Raw genomic sequence first — 17,553 nt, 5'->3', positions numbered from 1 at the left:
CGTCTAGTGTAGTCCGTTGATTAACCTACCTTAGAAACGTAGGGGCTTGTCAACTTATCCAACTGCTGGGTTAGCAGACTGAGGAATAATCCTACATCTGTAACTACGCCCACTGATTCGATAGAACCGCGATCGCTCAATTTTGTCACGACGGCTGGGTTAATATCTACACAGACCATTTTCACGCCTGCTGGGGTCATATTCCCCACACCAATGGAGTGCAGCATTGATGACAGCATCAAAATCATCTCCGCGCCTTCTAGGTGTTTGGCGTATTCCTCCTGCGCCTTGATTAAATCCATTTGGGTATCGGGTAAGGGGCCATCATCCCGAATGGAACCAGCTAGGACAAAGGGAACTTGATTGCGGACGCATTCATACATCACACCGCTACGAATAATCCCTGCTTCCACGCCTTTGGCTATACTGCCATAACGGCGGATAGTGTTAATTACCTTGAGGTGATGGCGATGTCCACCACGGACGGCTACACCCCGCTTCATGTCCACACCCAAGGATGTACCCATCATATTTTGTTCGATGTCGTGGACAGCGATCGCATTCCCACCCAGTAGAGCTTGTACGTAGCCTTCCCGAATCAATCTGGATAGGTGTTCACCGCCACCAGTGTGAATGACCACAGGCCCGGCTGTGACAACTACTTTACCGCCAGCGTCCCGAATTTTTCGCAATTCCCAAGCGACTTGCTCAACCACCAATTCCACCCGCCGTTCGCTGGAAACGCCACCGGACATAAAGCTAAATTCTTGGGTGTTGCGTTGTTCCCGTGATTCGGTTTTGCGGATGGTGCGGATACCTAACACATCGACAATTACCTGTTCACCTGCTTTGAGGTCACGTAATATTTTACACCGTGCTAGTAGACCATTGGGGGTTTGAGAGATGGCGATCGCCCCGTCCATCCGTTGATTTTCGACTTTGATCCACTGCCCATTAATTCTGACTTCTGTAGGATAAATGGTACTTACATAGAAATCATCAGGGGCTACACCATCTTGAGTTACAGGTTCAAGTTTGGCATCGCGCTCATCTTGGGGCAAGTCTACCGCACCCAAATCAATGAGCTGGGAAATGATTTCTTCCATCACCTCGTGGGAAGGTGCAGACACTTTGACTTCGGCGGCGGATGTGCTTTGGCGTTGTTCTCCCAAGTTAAAATTCAGAACCTGGAAGCTACCACCAGTATCGACAATCATGTCTAAGGCGCGGTTAATCAAGCCAGAATCAAGTAAATGCCCTTCGATGCGAATAATTCGGCTTTCAACATATACGTTGGCGTGAACTTCGTCTCTGACTGGTTCTGTTACCCGTAAGGTGAGACATTTCGCCGCACCACCAGCCTTGAGAAATTCGGTGAGTGGCGTTTCTAGAACGTGGAAACCAACATCTTCCAAGCTTTGTTTTAAAGCATTGCTGGCTTTGTTCATAATGACGATGTTTTCCACGTTCACCGTGTTACAAGCAAAGTTCACAGCATCGGCTTCAGCAATGGCTATGCGTTTTTCCGGTGCAACTCTCATCTCAATTAAGCGATTGGAGTAGGAATCAAATGCACCAGGATAGTAGAGCAAATAGCCGTTAGCTAGTGGACAGAAGCAGGTATCTAGATGATAGAACCGCTCATCTATCAATCGCAGGGATAGTACTTCAATATCCAGCCATTTAGCCAAATATGGGTGAGAATCTAATTCCGAACGGAAACCATAACCAGCCCACAGCCAACGCCCTTCTCTGTCTAGTAGAGCGTCGCCTGCACCTTCAAATGGTAAGTCTTTAGGTAATTCATAAACTGTGTAACCGTTGTTTTCAAACCATTCTTTGAAGTATGGTTCTTCTCCCTGACGCTCTTTGTGTAAAAAGCGACTCAGGACAACATTATCACCCAACACCAAACCAGCATTAGCGGTAAAAACTAGATCAGGCCAACCCTTTTGGGGTGTTACCAAATCGACAATGGCGTGTTCTTTAAGGATTTGGTATAGTCCCTGCCACTGTTCCACAGCGCGATCGCGTGATGACTTGTGAATATTCCCTTCCATCCAGGGGTTAATCACATAGTCCACATCATAGTGGTCAGGGGGACACATCAAAAAACGAATCCGAGAAGTCATAAAAATATTACAAACGCTACAAACTTAATTCAGTCAGAAGTATTTTCTTTTTCCTTAATGTATAGTCCTTGACTTAGTATCTATTTCTAGATAGTCGCAGGATTTACAAAAGTTTTGCTCTGATGCAAGTACCGGAAAAGCCTAAGTAATAGTAACAAACCTATAGGTTACTTAAATGCTAAGGAGTTAGTAGTATACCTCTGAGGCTGTAATCTCGCCCTATTTTAGCCACATTTAGTCTTAATAATTTAAGTTAAAAATGGAAAATTTAACTTTATCTTTAGAAGATAATCCTGATCCCCTGGATATTCAGACAGTAATTCGCAAAATCCTCGAATATAACAACAATAGTCAATTTAATAAAGATGTTACTAATCTTCTGAGCGTTTTTATTCGATATGCTCTCCTACTCTCCTACTTCATTTTTACCTGTCTCTACCTCTGCTAACCTCAAGCTCAATACTTGTGCAACCTGTTCCTGACTCATTCCCATCTCTAGTAATTGAGGTACAGCGTTTAATCTGGCTTGGCGTTCAGCATCTGCTTGCCGTTGTTCGGAGTCAGCCCGTTGTTGTTGGACTTGCTGTTGAATCGGAAAGTAATTCACCAATCATATGTGGGTAGCGACCATTTTCTTCCCAAGGAACGCACTATCTCACTGTTGACTGAATTCAAGAGATGAGGAACAAGCATGAGATTTGGTTTGGATAAATCCTTTTAGAATACGCTTGAGAGAATCTTTTTTAATAAGTTTAATAGCTTGATTGGCATCTAGCCAACGTCGATATCTTTTATTGGCTTCTGGATAATTATTACTTATCATTTCGACTGGTAATAAATACATTTTAACTCGGTAAACTTTGCCTCGTTTACGATATTTATAAGTACCCAGTTCATTAACATCTACTTGCCCGATGACACCGGCTTCTTCCCAGGCCTCTTTAGCTGCTGAATCAGGGGGAGTCATGCCGTTAACGATTCCACCTTTGGGAATTACCCAACTCTGGCGATCGCGTGTCGTAATCAATAATATTTCAATTTTTCCATTCCTTTCTCTATAAGGAATTACCCCAGACTGGTTTAATTCTTTGCTGACTTTTCCTCTCATGAGACTTCTATCCTTTAGCTCACTTTTTTAGTGTATGGTTTTTACTTTGAGATATTCAGCGTTAATCGACTATGAATTTTTGTGAATTTATGTTCTAGTTTGTCAACATTTCATATTCATATAAGATATTGTGAATTTTCCGAATAAGAAAATGCACAAAATTAAATCAGCTAATTATGAAAAAATTCCCCAATCAGGGATGATTTTTGTCTAGTTTCTCAGTCCAGACTTCTATTCAACAACTACACCAAGACAGACCCCAACAGGCGATCGCTCACAATAAAGTAAAAAAAATCACTATCATGGTTTTTGATCCAAACGAGTTGCTTGCTCAAGTGCAGCTTTCTCCTTAGCTCTGTGGGCATATGGTTGTAATTGAATGCGATCGCAAGCTGTAATAATGCTTAAATTTTCCAAACTCATGCCCCTCATTAACATTTCTACACGCCAGGTATGCTGTGCTTGGTCGATTTCTGGTGTTTGTCCTTGGGGGGTTAATAATGCTTGAGTCCATGCTTGCCAATATTCCAAAACCTCAGATTCAGTTATTGGCTCACCTGCTGTATTAATAAACATGGCAGCATAATTATCTTTACGACTTTTCAGCCATTTAGTTAAGGGATTATCCGTGTAGGAACCATAGCGTTTACCTAAAATCCACTGATTGACAGGAACTTGACGGACAAATCCGGGGATGGTGATTTGCAGAAAATGCCCGTGAGAGTCATATATTTGATGATTACGTTGTAAATTAACTATTTCTGTGACAGATAAGCCAGCCGCAAATAAAATGTAGGCGATCGCATAATCTTGTATGCCTGTCTTTCTCGCTTGTCGGAGAATTTCGTGAACTAACGTAGCAGGTAAATCAGCGACTTCTCTAGTAATAACTTTTTTATTTGTATTGGCTGTGGCTGACATTGCGCCGTGCAGGAATAATTCCACCAAATTTTCCAGAAAATCATCCCGACTTTCCCATAATTGATGAAATTCGCTGGTAAATTCAATCACAGCATAGCCTAAGATCATTCCATTGAGTAAACTTGCCAATTTTTCTGCGGGTAGATAAGTGTTTAAGTCTCCCTGTTGAATTACAGTGGCTAAATATTGAGCCACATAACGGTTAGCCTCTGTTAATCCCCGTCCTAAAGCACGGCGGTTCTCTGCGGGAAATTGGTCAGCTTCTCCTACCACAGACCTAACTAGTTCAGGCACCCTTTCCAAAGCCTGCAAGCTATCACTTGCATAGTCTTTTAATGCCTGATAAACATTCCCTGGAGGCGTTGCCCGTTGTACCAAAGATTCACCCAAATTTGTAAAAGCTGCCGATTCTTCTAGCACAGCCAAAAGCAATCCATGTTTGTTACCAAAATTTCGGAACAAAGTCACTTCATTAACTGCGGCTTTTTCAGCAATTTGGCGGGTGGTAGTGCCACTAACTCCCTGAGCCGTAAATAACTCTAGTGCAGCTTGTATCAAGCGTTGGCGAGTTGAAAGCGGTGGAGAAACCATAAACAAAATGCAAGTGCTACTTGCACAAAAAGAAAGTGAAGTGCTAGCATATCAAATGTAAGTGATACTTGCTCTAGTTTACTGTAACGCATAGGTCTATATGGGTCGTGCCAATTCTGCAAAATCAAGCACCAGATACGAACTCAGAAATCTTAATTGAATCTGATATTTCTTAATTTTGTGGCTTGCTTCCCGTGGGGTGTTTTGAATTGGTATGATGCACCAGGTACAAGAGCAAATCGCTACCTGATCCATTAATTAGGAATTGTTATGACCGTAAAACATCTGGCAATCGCCCCTGAGGGGAAGAAGTCATTGCGCCTCAATTGGACAAATGTGGCATTTTTTACCACGGTTCACGCTCTAGCTTTGTTGGCTCCTTGGTTTTTTTCCTGGTCAGCATTGGGTTTGCTGTTGTTTCTCCACTGGTTGTTTGGCAGCATCGGCATTTGCCTTGGGTATCATAGATTACTCAGCCATAAAAGTTTTCAAGTACCCAAATGGTTGGAATATGCGATCGCCACTATCGGCGCATTAGCAATGCAGGGAGGGCCAATTTTTTGGATTGGGGGACACCGCCAGCATCATGCTCACACCGAAGATGTCAATTTAGATCCATATTCTTCCCAGCGTGGATTTTGGTGGAGCCATATGTTGTGGATTTTATATCCCCGCTCCGAATTTTTCGACTATGAAATCTATCAAAAGTATGCGCCTGACTTAGCAAGACAACCATTTTATCGTTGGTTAGATCGTTATTTTCTCCTGTTGCAAATTCCTTTTGGATTACTGCTTTACGCTATCGGAGGATGGTCTTTTGTAATTTATGGTGTAGTTCTTAGAGCAGTATTGTTATGGCATTCCACTTGGTTTGTCAACTCTGCCACCCATATGTGGGGCTATCGTACCTTTAACGCTGACGATAACGCACGTAATTTGTGGTGGGTATCTATCGTAACCTATGGCGAAGGTTGGCACAACAACCATCATACCTACCCCAACGTAGCAAAAGCTGGATTCCAGTGGTGGGAAGTTGATGTCACTTGGTGGAGTATTAAACTGTTGCAGACTTTAGGTTTGGCGAAGAAAGTAGTCTTACCACCTTCACAAAGAATGAGTCAAGGATGAATTACTATCCCTTCATGATCAAGCAACCAACGCTTACGCTCTAGTCCTCCTGCGTATCCTGTAAGTAGATTGTTTGCGCCGATCACTCGATGACAGGGAATAACTATTGCAATTGGATTAAGTGAATTTGCCAAGCCGACAGCACGATAAGCAGTCGGCTTATTAATTTTTGCCGCTAGCTCACCGTATGAAATAGTAGTTCCCCAAGGAATAGTTTGTAGAGCAAGCCACACTTGCTGCTGAAAAGGAGTTCCGCCAGTCTCTATTGGTAAATTTTTGAGGCTATAGCGATCGCCTTGGAGATAAGCTTGAATTAGGCTACTAAATCCCTGTGGGTTCTCTACCTCTTGAAAGTCACAGCTACCATAACGCTTTTGCAGAAGTTTTAACATTCTTGCCTCATAATCCGCAAAATCTAGAGCGCACAGTCTTTTTCTATCAGAAACAATCAAGATTGTGCCAATTTCTGAACTGATTTTGTCAATTAGGAGTTTCATAAGTCAGTCGTTCATGATGAATATGTCAGCTGAGTAAGAAAATTGATTTTATAAATTTAAAAACTTTTACATTTTTAATAAAAAAATGTATCAATTATTCAGCTATGCCGGATTAATTCTCCGATATGAGCTATTAATAAAACCTAACTACAGAGAGATGAAATAGGGAACGTTCCTGTTATGGAGAGCGTCAAGGTTCGCTGATGAAACTACATCAACGTATCAACAAATAAAAGCCAGGATTTTATTATCTATGAATCCTACCGATTATGTTTCATCCTGACAACAGCCATCTGCAAATTTTAGGTTTTCTAACTCATGCTTGACGACGTAGATATATCCGTAGAAAATTCCCTTGAGCCACTGCTAGATGCTAACGAATGGAATGTGATTGAGACAGAGTTTAACCCTACACAACTACACCACAAAGAAACTGTCTTCACTCTCAGTAATGGTTATCTAGGAACCAGGGGAAGTTTTGAGGAAAGTTATCCAGAAGATTTTGCCGCCTCAATGATTCATGGCATTTATGATGATACGCAAATTTCCCATACAGAATTAGTAAATTGTCCTAACTGGTTGCCATTGGTAGTGGAGGTGGCGGGTGAACAATTTGCCATGAATTCGGGGGAAATTCTCCATTATGAGCGTCGGTTGGACTTGCGCTTGGGTTTAGTTAGTCGTGATGTGCGTTGGCGTTCTCCCCAAGGTCATACGGTAGATTTGCATTTTGAACGTTTTGCTAGTTTGGCAGATCAACACGTATTAGCGATTCGTTGTCAAATCACATCTGTAGATTTTACAGGTGAGATTACGGTCACAGCCAGATTGGATGGGGAACCAAAAACCCAAGGGACTCCCCATTGGCAAACTTTAAACCAAGGTGGCATAGACCAGATTCTTTGGTTACAAAGTCAAACCCTGCATTCTGGCCTTGGCTTGGGAATGAGTGCCAAGTTAATCATAGATGGTGACGAGACTGCGGCTGTTTCTGTCAAAAACGCTGATTTTCCAACTTTGGGGACTACTTTTGAATGTAAACCAGGAAAAACAGTCATTGTGGAAAAGATTGTGACCGTGTTTACTTCCAGAGAAACAGACATCCCAATTGCAGCCGCACTAGAAAGATTAGCTGATGAACCCAGATACACTACCCTATTAGCTGCCCATATTGCTGCTTGGGAGCAAGTTTGGCAAAATAGCGACATTATTATTGAAGGCGATCGCCAAGCCCAACTCAGTGTCCGTTACAATCTTTTTCAATTACTATCCGTAGCACCACGCCACGACGACCATGTAAGTATAGCCCCTAAAACCCTCTCCGGCTTTGCCTATAGCGGACACATCTTTTGGGACACCGAAATATTTATCCTCCCCTTCCTCACATTTACCCAACCAGCCTTAGCGCGAAACTTACTCACCTACCGCTACCACACCTTACCAGGCGCAAGACGCAAAGCCCAAGAAGCCGGTTATCAAGGCGCAATGTTTGCTTGGGAAAGTGCTACAACTGGTGATGAAGTCACCCCCCGGTGGGTTCCTGGTGCTAATGGTGAGTTAGTAAGAATTTGGTGCGGTGATATTGAAGTACATATCACAGCTGACGTAGCTTATGCAGTTTGGCACTATTGGCAAACTACCGACGATGATGAATGGATGCGCGACTATGGTACAGAAATAATTCTCGATACCGCAGTGTTTTGGGAAAGTCGCGTTCAGTGGAACGAACAACGCCACAGCTACGACATTCTTGATGTGATTGGCCCTGATGAAAACCACGATCGCGTCAATAATAACGCCTTTACCAACCTCATGGTACAGTGGCACTTACAATCAGCTTTAGCCCTGTGGGATTGGTTCAAACACGTTTATCCCGAAAAAGCCGCACAACTGGTAAAACAACTTAACTTAACTACAGAACGTCTACACCGTTGGGCAGAAATTCAAGAACGTATCTTCGTCAATCAAGATATAACCACAGGTTTAATCGAACAGTTTGAGGGCTTTTTTCAGTTAGAAGATGTCAACTTAGCTGATTACGAACCCCGCACAAAATCTTTACAAGGTTTATTAGGGATTGAAGCCACTAGCCAAAAGCAAATACTCAAACAGCCTGATGTGTTGATGCTACTTTACTTGCTACGTCAAGCTTACGACTATAACACCCTCAAAGTTAACTGGGACTATTACACCCAACGCACCGACCATACTTATGGTTCTTCACTAGGCCCAGCAATTCATGCTGTCTTAGCTTGTGACCTTAATAACCCTACAGAAGCCTACACTCATTTTTTAAGAGCTGCATTAGTAGATTTGGAAGATGTCAGACTCAATACCGCCGAAGGAATCCACGCCGCTAGTGCAGGAGGAGTTTGGCAAGCTGTTGTTTTAGGGTTCGGGGGTGTGAGAATGACTCAATTTGGCCCGATGGCTTGTCCTAATCTCCCGTCAACATGGAAACGCTTGAAATTCAGGCTGCAATGGCGTAATGAATGGTATGAGTTTGATTTACAACCAGAAACAGCAACGTCAGTAGTGACACAAGAAGCTTCAGTTCCTGTTTTTGCCACTGTACAAGCTGTAATGGGTAATGGGTAATTGGTTTGTCGCAATTACCCATTAGGATGTGGGATTGACATTTTTTGAATTTTCAATTTTGAACTGGAACGTAAAGCCTTTGGCATAGCCTCGATTAGTGCGTAGCGTCTCGTAGAGAAGCGACTTGACTCTCCATCCAACTAGAGAGTTCACAATAGGGTAGGAAAATCTCTTGGAGATGATATTAGATGCAACGCCTGTATGTAAAAAATCGCTTTTTGGCGTTTAGCTTTGTAGTGATGACATCCCTAAGCGGTGGAGTGTTGAGCGCTTGTTCTACAACGTCTCAAGCCCAAAATGAAACCCCTAAAGCCACTGTAACTGATGCTAATAACCAGCAACAGCATCATGATCACAGCATGGATATGGATTTAGGCCCAGCAGATGCTGACTATGAATTACGATTCATCGATGCCATGATTATGCACCATCAAGGAGCAGTAGACATGGCGAAGGAAGCGCAACAGAAGTCCAAACGAACGGAAATCAAGCAACTAGGAACTGATATTATCAAAGCCCAAAACCAAGAAATTGCTCAAATGAAGCAGTGGCGAACAGCTTGGTATCCCAAAGCTGGGGATCAGCCAATGGCTTATGATGCCAAAATGGGTCACATGATGGCAATGTCCCCTCAGCAACAGCAAGCCATGATGATGAGCATGGATTTAGGTACAACAGATGCCGAATTTGATTTACGGTTTATCAATGCCATGATTCCCCATCATGAAGGCGCTGTAGTCATGGCACAAGATGCTTTACAGAAATCCCAGCGCTCAGAAATTCAGAAGTTAGCTCAAGCAATTATCAAAGCGCAAAAAGGGGAGATTCAGCAAATGGAACAGTGGCGTAAAGCTTGGTATAACAAGTAATATTTTTGGAAACCTAGAATTGGTCATGGATAATAATAACCAATTCTCAATAAAAAGCGATCGCCTAATTTGGAGTTGTGCGATCGCTTAATAATGGGAGTTGGATGGTGAAAGATTAGAAAAGCTGATTCATACCTGAGATAAGGCAGAGTCAACTAATTTTTTAAATTTCATATAAGCCTCTGGCGCTGTCAGAATAATTGAGTTGTTTTCTTCAGGGAGGCAAAATTCTTGGCTATCTGGGTAGTGATGAACAATAAACGAGGGTATAATTCCCAGCTTGACGGCTTTTTTCCCCAGTTCCTCTGCTTTTTCTGCTAGGGTATTTTCATCATGAAACAAGTAGTTACTCATAGGATCAATAGCGGCTATTTTCTATTTTTACAACTTCGCTGTGCTAGGAGTTGATAGAGTTTATTCACTGCTGCTCATCTCCTTCAAAGCTTTTATAAACCAGAAAGTTGAGGAACTTGTGAGGAAAACTATCAAAATCAGCAAAAGTTGATAAAGTTCCTGATCTCTAGTTCCTAATCTTCAATCCTCACAAAATCCTCATAATTCTTATTTATTATCTGCAATACTAGCCAAGTACAAGTTACTTTTGCTTGACAGTAGCTTGTCTGTCGAATTATTTATATGAACAGTTACCTAGATTTAATCCACAGAGATAGTCTTTTAAATTCCTTAAGCCTAGAGCATCTGAGAATTTTTGAGGCGATCGCGCGACATAAAAGTTTCACCCGTGCAGCCGAAGAATTGTTCACTACCCAGCCTTCTGTATCGCGTCATATTAAACAATTAACGGAAACAATTGGTTTGCCTCTATTTAAATATGTAGATAACTGCATTCAACTGACACCAACAGGGGAAGAATTACTAATTATTTATCAGGAAATATTTCAGCATTTAGAAGATTTTGATACAAAATTAGTTGATTTAAAAGATAGCAATCAAGGTTGTTTAAAAGTCTCGGCTGTAACGACCAGCAAGTATGTTATTACTAATTTGTTGCAACCATTTTGCAAACTTTATCCTGATATTAGAATTGCCCTTGAGTTTACCAATCATGAAGTCATCTTAACCAGAATACAAGAAAATGCAGATGACTTTTATATCCTGGGGTATCCACCAAAAAAAGAAGATATTGAAATCAAGCCATTTCTGGATAATCCTTTAGTGGTAGTTGCTCCATCAAATCATCCTTTTGTTAAACAATCATCTATTTCTTTGGAACGTTTAGCTAAAGAACAATTAATCATGCGAGAAAGAGGCTCGGAAACTCGTATGGCTGTAGAAATGTTATTTGCTGAACGGGGAATCAGAATGCCAGTTAAATTAGAGGTAAGTAGTAATAATGCAACTAAACAAGCAGTAATTGAAGGTTTAGGTCTAGCAGTTTTATCAATACATACCTTATATCCTGAATTACAACGAAATCAGCTATCAATCTTAAATGTAAAGGGGTTTCCTATTCTTCAACAATGGCAAATAGCTTACCCGAAGAAAAAATGGCTATCTCCTATTGTGAGTACTTTTTTAGAGTACTTACTAACAGAAGGAGTCAGAACTAAAAGTGAGAATTTTTGATATTGAGGAATCTGGTAATAGGTAATTGGATTATTACCTATATCGGCGAGGTACAGTATGCAAACTATAACTAGAGTATAAAAAATTGTCTATCTTTAGTTAGAGTAAATAATACCTAGTTGTCGATATTCTGAGTAAATAAGAACACGTTTTGATACGACAGATAAAAACACAGATATATTCATCTATCTGTGTTTTTTTGCGTTTGTACGTGTTGAAATTCTAGGTTGTTAGCCTACGTTACCCTAGAAAGCAAATAGATTCAATCTTTATTTAAGGGGTGAATATGTCAGAATTGATGCAAGCCATTTTAGATAGTGACGAAAAAAATGATCTGCGCGCATTTATTAGTGAGTTGCGTCAGCAAGATAAAAATTACCTACTACGCAACGATATACTGAATGTGTATAGTGAATACTGCTCTAAGTGCCAGAAATCGGAAACTTCTTATAAGTTTTCCAATCTAGGTAAACTTATTTACTACACTCAAGAAATAATTCAAGAAGACTCGAATTTTTGTTTCATTATTCGTCCTAATATTGCTGCTCAAGAAGTATATCGACTCACGGCAGATTTAGACGTGGAACCCATGACAGTTCAAGAACTGTTGGATCTGCGCGATCGCCTAGTCAACAAATTCCATCCCCATGAAGGCGATCTATTAGAACTGGATTTCGGCCCCTTTTACGACTACACCCCAACCATCCGCGATCCCAAGAATATTGGCAAAGGTGTACAATACCTCAACCGTTATCTCTCCAGCAAACTTTTTCAAGACTCTCAACAATGGCTGGAAAGTCTGTTTAATTTCTTGCGCCTACATAATTACAACGGTATTCAACTACTGATCAACTATCAAATTCAATCACAGCAACAATTATCACAGCAGGTTAAAAAAGCGCTTAACTTTGTGAGCGATCGCCCCCATGACGAACCCTACGAACAATTCCGCCTGCAATTGCAAGCTATGGGCTTTGAACCAGGGTGGGGTAATACAGCCTCTCGTGTGCGGGATACCTTAAACATTCTGGATGAATTGATAGACTCTCCTGACCCCCTAACCTTGGAAGCTTTTATCTCTCGCATCCCGATGATTTTTAGAATCGTCTTAGTTTCAGCCCACGGGTGGTTCGGACAAGAGGGGGTTTTAGGTCGTCCAGATACAGGGGGTCAGGTAGTTTACGTTCTTGACCAAGCCAAGAATTTAGAAAAGCAACTGCAAGAAGATGCCATACTTGCAGGTTTAGAAGTGTTAAACGTCCAGCCCAAGGTAATTATCCTCACCCGGCTGATTCCCAATAGTGACGGAACTCTGTGTAACCAAAGGCTGGAAAAAGTCCACGGTACAGAGAACGCCTGGATTTTGCGCGTACCTCTGCGGGAGTTTAACCCCAAGATGACGCAAAACTGGATTTCCCGATTTGAGTTCTGGCCTTACCTAGAAACCTTTGCTATAGACTCAGAAAGAGAATTATTAGCAGAATTTCAAGGTAGACCCGATTTAATCGTGGGTAACTATACTGATGGGAACTTAGTGGCTTTTCTGTTGGCGCGACGGATGAAAGTTACCCAATGCAACATCGCCCATGCTTTAGAAAAATCCAAATACTTGTTTAGTAACCTCTACTGGCAAGATTTGGAAGAAAAATATCACTTCTCCTTACAGTTCACTGCTGATTTAATAGCCATGAATGCTGCTAACTTCGTCATCAGCAGCACCTATCAAGAAATTGTTGGGACACCAGACAGTGTAGGACAGTATGAGTCTTACAAATGCTTTACCATGCCGGAACTGTATCATGTGGTCAACGGTATTGAATTATTTAGCCCCAAATTTAACGTTGTACCGCCTGGGGTAAATGAAAACTCCTACTTTCCCTACACACATACTCAAGACAGAATAGAAAGCGATCGCGATCGCCTAGAGGAAATGCTATTTACCCTAGAAGATTCTAGCCAAATCTTCGGCAAACTCAACGACCCAAATAAGCGTCCTATTTTCTCAATGGCGCGACTTGACCGCATTAAAAACCTCACCGGTTTGGCAGAATGCTTCGGTAAAAGTAAAGAATTGCAAGAACATTGCAACTTAATTTTAGTTGCCGGTAAGTTACGTATCGAAGAATCAGAAGATAACGAAGAACGGGACGAAATCGTCAAACTTTACCGAATTATTGACGAATACAACCTGCATGGCAAAATTCGCTGGTTAGGTGTACGCCTATCCAAAAATGACTCCGGCGAAATTTATCGTGTCATTTGCGATCGGCAAGGCATTTTTGTCCAACCAGCATTATTTGAAGCCTTTGGGTTGACAATATTAGAGTCAATGATTTCCGGATTGCCAACATTCGCCACCCAATTCGGGGGACCATTAGAGATTATTCAGGATCAAATTAATGGTTTCTACATTAACCCGACCCATCTAGAAGAAACAGCCACAAAAATTCTAGATTTTGTCACCAAATGCGAACATAATCCCAACTATTGGAAGATAATTTCCGAGAAGGCTATTGACAGAGTATATAGTACATATACCTGGAAAATCCACACAACTAAGCTGTTAACTTTAGCTCGGATTTACGGCTTCTGGAACTTTACCTCGAAGGAAAAGCGCGAGGATTTATTACGCTACCTTGAATCTCTGTTCTATTTAATTTACAAACCCAGAGCGCAACAACTATTAGAACAGCATAAATATCGGTAATTTGTTATTAGTCATTAGTCATACCGTTTCTTAATGAAGATGTGCTTTATTCTTAATTATGAATTGTGAATTGTGAATTTTGCACTCCTGCAGATAACCCGTAGGGAATTTTGAATTGGTATGACTATCTTGTCAAGGAATACCAAGTATTAAAGCCAACTACCCCATCTACTGACAGATTGCGCTGAATTTGGAAAGCTTTAACAGCAGTTTCAGTCAGCGCACCAAAATTTCCATCTACTCGAACAGCATAGCCTTTAGCAACTAACAGCCGTTGCAAAGCCCGGACAGCAACACCAGAATTACCAAAACGTAGTGTGGGTAAATTGCGACGAGTAGTAGACCTTCTGGCAATTAGTATCTCATTGCGAAACCTTTGGCTGATCAGGCGTGGTTCCTGAGAAAATTTAACTCTGACAGCTTGAAAATTATTAAATTCGTCCACACCGTATAAGTCTTTTTCTATAACTTTCTGTGTTTTTGTGATGAGAGATTTGTAATTTTCCGGTTGGTAATTAGCTTTAATCGTGGAGTTATTTTCATTAAGCTGCGTGAATTCAGGCGGCGTGATTTTTGCAGATGATATTAACTGATACGATTCACCCTGTATAGAATTTTTCACGCCTTTGTCAAGCTGAATTGCAGGCTTTTTGGGTACAATAGACGTAGAAGGTTGATTTTTTGCTAATACGCCAGTCATCAGCAAGACAATTTCATTCATGGTAATTGATGTCACTATGACCCATAATTCCTTTGACAGAAAAAAATAAATTATTCCGGAATAACGTCTACTTAAATCTAATGAGTTAAATTTGCATCGATGATGGATAATTTAGAAGCTAGCTGCAAAATTACGAAGATATCCTACCCTCTGACTTTTGGGTGATAACTTCTGTTATTGGAGCAAGTTTTTTTGTGATGGACTATTGTTTTGATACTTCATGCCATAGACTAATGTAAATCGCCAAATATCAAAATAGTCTTTTCGTCTGATATGTAACTGACTTGAACTATTTAAAAGACATCCTACTTAAGTCCTACAATTAAGTGTTAGAGAATAATAAACTGTAGATAATAAGAAATTTATTCCATCTGAAGCGGTATATATCCAGATAAATTTGTGCAATTTGGTAGCCCCAAATTACTGGTATTTTAATAAAGGTATTAATGATTACTTTTAAAACTATAAATAATGTCAGATTTAGTACTTTAAATACAAGACTTACACACCTGGTATAATAGTAGGGTACTTCAGATATCAAGAATCTGTTTATTAAGAGCATTTGAGCTACCTGACGCAACCTACACGACATATATCAGATGTAGATTCGTAGGGTGGGCAATGCCCACCACAACCATGATACGGTGGGCATTGCCCACCCTACAGGTACTTAGATATTTATGTGCGCGCAATCTGCATCGAAAATAACCAAATCAGATTAATTAAGGTGATTCTAATTTAGTAACTCGCGCCTCTAATTTATTAACTTGTTGTTTCAATTCCACAACCAAAGTTGCTAATCTATCAAACATTTTCTCCTGTTCCTGCAAAGAGATATTTCTGCGGGAACCTGATGGAACTGTAATCGTTGTTCTGGGAGAAGATGCTGGCTGGCGGTTTTGGTTCAATTGAGATTCTATTTGGTTTAATCTCGATAAGACCCGACTAAAATCAGCTTGCAAATTGTTCAGGCGAGACTCAATCTGTTGTGATGATGCTGGACTTGATAACAATCCAAGCCAAATCACTATTACTAAAGCCCCAGCAAACAACCATCTACGCAACATTTACTCTACTCCTTTGGGAAGTAGATTTATAAAATAATTATTTCCTCAACTTCCCTATTTAATTGGTATTATTTATCGGTCAGATTCTAAATTGACAAATAACTGTTGCCAATCAACAACCTCAGCAACATTCGTCCCTTCCTTGACCTCAAACGTTACATTACATCTCTTTTGTTGTAGCGCTTGTACACACAATTCTGCTACATCCTCTCGGCTGATTTTGCCTCGAATATTATCACCTTGCTCGAAAATTAATGCCTTGCTTCCTGGTTCTTCAGTTAAAGCACAAGGTCTGATAATAGTGTAAGGAATGCCGCTTGCTCTTAAACTATCTTCTCCTTTTAACTTCCATGTCAAAATTCCTCCCAGTTGGTCATTTAATCTAACGGCTGGAGGTTCTTCATCTAAATTAATTCCTGGCCTACCAGGACGGGTGACACCTGCGGAACTTACAAGCACAAATTTTGGTGTATTTGCTCCACCATAAGCTTTGATAAATTCTAACTGTAGAGCAAAACCACCTGCTGAAAATTTAGGGTTTAAAGCGCCATCATATTCAAATTTACTTAACATTAGTTGGAATGAACTAACTTTACTGCTGTCAATAGGTGGCGCATCTTGGACTATTTTTGCCCGAAATACCGGAACTAATTCTGCAAAGGGAACACGGATATTAATCCATGTATTCTCTACAGTATCAAAAGAATAGCTGTATCCTAGCCCATCCCATTTAGTCTCTGTCCGTAGGAAGATTTTGTAACGTTGACCGTCACCTTTCACCCGCAATTCCACACCTTCGTAACCAGATAAATTGAATGGTGGCTCAAAGTTTCTTGTCCTAACAGATGCGAATCCTCCTGAGTTCGCAGTAGAGACATTACCAGCAAATAAAGCACTATTTTCTACTAATTGAATATTACTAGCACTTACTCCTCCCATGACAACATCATCCAGCGCACCCCAAATATTTTTTAACTCTGTTGATGGATGGGTAAAATCAAATATGAGTTTTTCATTAGTTGCAGGTAAATAATTTGCGGCTGCTGTGACTAAATTTTTAATTCCTTGATATTCGACATTTTCTGGGGTATCACCAACAATTTCTGGTTGATAAAATTTTACGCCTTGATAATATTTGGCTCTATCTGCGGTGTCTCCCTCCACTGGTTGGACGCGTACTGCGGTACAACAAATCACGGCCTGGATATTACCCATAACCATAGGAGTTAATGTTTCCGGTTTAGTAATGTCCGCCACTACTAAATCAACATCATCACCAAGAATTGACCGTGCTTTATCAATGTCTCGTACGAGGGCGCGGACTTTTTCACCGCGTTCTCTGAGTTTCCGTACTACTCGTTTACCAACACCACCCGTTGCACCTGCTACTAGAATTACACCCATGTTATTTTCTCCATCAGTTCGAGGTTGATTATCCTGGGGACGACCTTGGATTAATTGCTGCACCCAATTCAAAAAAGGAATCACCTCGAAGTAAGTCAGCGTTTCAATAAACCTACATAAGTTCCATTGAGAACGATTTTTATCAGCCACAATTGCGTCCTCATAATTAGCATCTTGCTACATGATAACGATAGGTGGGGCTGGAGAGAGAGGAGGAGTGAAA

General features: G+C 40.9%; 14 protein-coding genes. 5 read left to right on the top strand and 9 right to left on the bottom strand.

Annotation, left to right across the window (positions count from 1 at the left end):
• Positions 1–20: 20 nt before the first annotated feature.
• From ACM5QX_RS23690 to ACM5QX_RS23675, 4 genes are all read right to left on the bottom strand, one after another.
• Positions 21–2,132 (bottom strand): TIGR00300 family protein, encoded by a 2,112-nt coding sequence (locus tag ACM5QX_RS23690; protein ID WP_414755781.1) that lies wholly within the window; start codon positions 2,130–2,132, stop codon positions 21–23.
• A gap of 406 nt (positions 2,133–2,538) precedes the next feature.
• A complete protein-coding gene (locus ACM5QX_RS23685) occupies positions 2,539–2,739 on the bottom strand; it encodes a hypothetical protein (protein ID WP_414755780.1) in 201 nt (66 codons plus the stop codon).
• A gap of 48 nt (positions 2,740–2,787) precedes the next feature.
• Positions 2,788–3,240: an NUDIX hydrolase gene (locus tag ACM5QX_RS23680; RefSeq protein ID WP_414755779.1), complete on the bottom strand. Its 453-nt coding sequence runs from the start codon at positions 3,238–3,240 to the stop codon at positions 2,788–2,790.
• A 300-nt stretch (positions 3,241–3,540) separates the two neighbouring features.
• The gene (locus tag ACM5QX_RS23675; protein ID WP_414755778.1) at positions 3,541–4,752 is read right to left on the bottom strand and encodes a TetR family transcriptional regulator; all 1,212 of its coding nucleotides are present in this window, start codon (positions 4,750–4,752) and stop codon (positions 3,541–3,543) included.
• 270 nt (positions 4,753–5,022) lie between these two features.
• Here ACM5QX_RS23675 and ACM5QX_RS23670 point away from each other — a divergent pair, with 270 nt between their 5' ends.
• Positions 5,023–5,880 carry an acyl-CoA desaturase gene (locus ACM5QX_RS23670; RefSeq protein WP_414755777.1) on the top strand — a complete coding sequence of 286 codons (858 nt, stop codon included), beginning with the start codon at positions 5,023–5,025 and terminating at the stop codon, positions 5,878–5,880.
• Here ACM5QX_RS23670 and ACM5QX_RS23665 read toward each other — a convergent pair.
• Positions 5,871–6,377, bottom strand: a complete 507-nt coding sequence (locus ACM5QX_RS23665; RefSeq protein ID WP_011319062.1) for a methylated-DNA--[protein]-cysteine S-methyltransferase — start codon at positions 6,375–6,377, stop codon at positions 5,871–5,873. The two genes, ACM5QX_RS23670 and ACM5QX_RS23665, sit on opposite strands and share 10 nt — an antisense overlap.
• Before the next feature lie 318 nt (positions 6,378–6,695).
• On the opposite strand from ACM5QX_RS23665, the gene ACM5QX_RS23660 reads away from it, so the two are divergent.
• Positions 6,696–8,975 (top strand): glycoside hydrolase family 65 protein, encoded by a 2,280-nt coding sequence (locus ACM5QX_RS23660; protein WP_414755776.1) that lies wholly within the window; start codon positions 6,696–6,698, stop codon positions 8,973–8,975.
• A 188-nt stretch (positions 8,976–9,163) separates the two neighbouring features.
• Positions 9,164–9,844 carry a DUF305 domain-containing protein gene (locus ACM5QX_RS23655; protein ID WP_414755775.1) on the top strand — a complete coding sequence of 227 codons (681 nt, stop codon included), beginning with the start codon at positions 9,164–9,166 and terminating at the stop codon, positions 9,842–9,844.
• A gap of 129 nt (positions 9,845–9,973) precedes the next feature.
• Here ACM5QX_RS23655 and ACM5QX_RS23650 read toward each other — a convergent pair whose 3' ends face one another.
• A complete protein-coding gene (locus tag ACM5QX_RS23650; RefSeq protein ID WP_011319065.1) occupies positions 9,974–10,198 on the bottom strand; it encodes a hypothetical protein in 225 nt (74 codons plus the stop codon).
• Positions 10,199–10,480: 282 nt separating this feature from the next.
• Between ACM5QX_RS23650 and ACM5QX_RS23645 the strand changes: the two genes are divergently transcribed.
• Both ACM5QX_RS23645 and ACM5QX_RS23640 read left to right on the top strand, forming a co-directional pair.
• Entirely contained in the window at positions 10,481–11,431 is a 951-nt protein-coding gene (locus tag ACM5QX_RS23645) for a LysR family transcriptional regulator (RefSeq protein WP_414755774.1), read from the top strand.
• Between the two features lie 286 nt (positions 11,432–11,717).
• The gene (locus ACM5QX_RS23640; RefSeq protein WP_414755773.1) at positions 11,718–14,138 is read left to right on the top strand and encodes a sucrose synthase; all 2,421 of its coding nucleotides are present in this window, start codon (positions 11,718–11,720) and stop codon (positions 14,136–14,138) included.
• A 124-nt stretch (positions 14,139–14,262) separates the two neighbouring features.
• On the opposite strand, the gene ACM5QX_RS23635 is transcribed toward ACM5QX_RS23640, so the two are convergent.
• The 3 genes from ACM5QX_RS23635 to ACM5QX_RS23625 form a co-directional block, all read right to left on the bottom strand.
• Positions 14,263–14,859, bottom strand: a complete 597-nt coding sequence (locus ACM5QX_RS23635) for a peptidoglycan-binding domain-containing protein (RefSeq protein ID WP_414755772.1) — start codon at positions 14,857–14,859, stop codon at positions 14,263–14,265.
• 722 nt (positions 14,860–15,581) lie between these two features.
• Complete coding sequence (locus ACM5QX_RS23630; RefSeq protein WP_414755771.1) at positions 15,582–15,926, bottom strand: hypothetical protein; 345 nt, start codon at positions 15,924–15,926, stop codon at positions 15,582–15,584.
• Between the two features lie 72 nt (positions 15,927–15,998).
• On the bottom strand, positions 15,999–17,480 hold the full coding sequence (locus ACM5QX_RS23625; protein ID WP_414755770.1) for a CIA30 family protein: 1,482 nt from the start codon (positions 17,478–17,480) through the stop codon (positions 15,999–16,001).
• Positions 17,481–17,553: the final 73 nt, after the last annotated feature.

Origin of the sequence: Anabaena sp. CCY 9910, assembly GCF_963920875.1 — a bacterium.
In the GTDB taxonomy this organism is placed as follows: Bacteria; Cyanobacteriota; Cyanobacteriia; order Cyanobacteriales; family Nostocaceae; genus Trichormus; species Trichormus variabilis.
Note: the sequence above shows the minus strand (reverse complement) of the source record. Positions and strands in the feature narration are given on the sequence as shown.

Coding starts and splice junctions, on each gene's coding strand:
- ACM5QX_RS23655 (WP_414755775.1), top strand. CDS start 9,164: ATGCAACGCCTGTATGTAAAAAATCGCTTTTTGGCGTTTAGCTTTGTA.
- ACM5QX_RS23690 (WP_414755781.1), bottom strand. CDS start 2,132: ATGACTTCTCGGATTCGTTTTTTGATGTGTCCCCCTGACCACTATGAT.
- ACM5QX_RS23660 (WP_414755776.1), top strand. CDS start 6,696: ATGCTTGACGACGTAGATATATCCGTAGAAAATTCCCTTGAGCCACTG.
- ACM5QX_RS23670 (WP_414755777.1), top strand. CDS start 5,023: ATGACCGTAAAACATCTGGCAATCGCCCCTGAGGGGAAGAAGTCATTG.
- ACM5QX_RS23635 (WP_414755772.1), bottom strand. CDS start 14,859: ATGAATGAAATTGTCTTGCTGATGACTGGCGTATTAGCAAAAAATCAA.
- ACM5QX_RS23640 (WP_414755773.1), top strand. CDS start 11,718: ATGTCAGAATTGATGCAAGCCATTTTAGATAGTGACGAAAAAAATGAT.
- ACM5QX_RS23630 (WP_414755771.1), bottom strand. CDS start 15,926: ATGTTGCGTAGATGGTTGTTTGCTGGGGCTTTAGTAATAGTGATTTGG.
- ACM5QX_RS23645 (WP_414755774.1), top strand. CDS start 10,481: ATGAACAGTTACCTAGATTTAATCCACAGAGATAGTCTTTTAAATTCC.
- ACM5QX_RS23665 (WP_011319062.1), bottom strand. CDS start 6,377: ATGAAACTCCTAATTGACAAAATCAGTTCAGAAATTGGCACAATCTTG.
- ACM5QX_RS23675 (WP_414755778.1), bottom strand. CDS start 4,752: ATGGTTTCTCCACCGCTTTCAACTCGCCAACGCTTGATACAAGCTGCA.
- ACM5QX_RS23650 (WP_011319065.1), bottom strand. CDS start 10,198: ATGAGTAACTACTTGTTTCATGATGAAAATACCCTAGCAGAAAAAGCA.
- ACM5QX_RS23680 (WP_414755779.1), bottom strand. CDS start 3,240: ATGAGAGGAAAAGTCAGCAAAGAATTAAACCAGTCTGGGGTAATTCCT.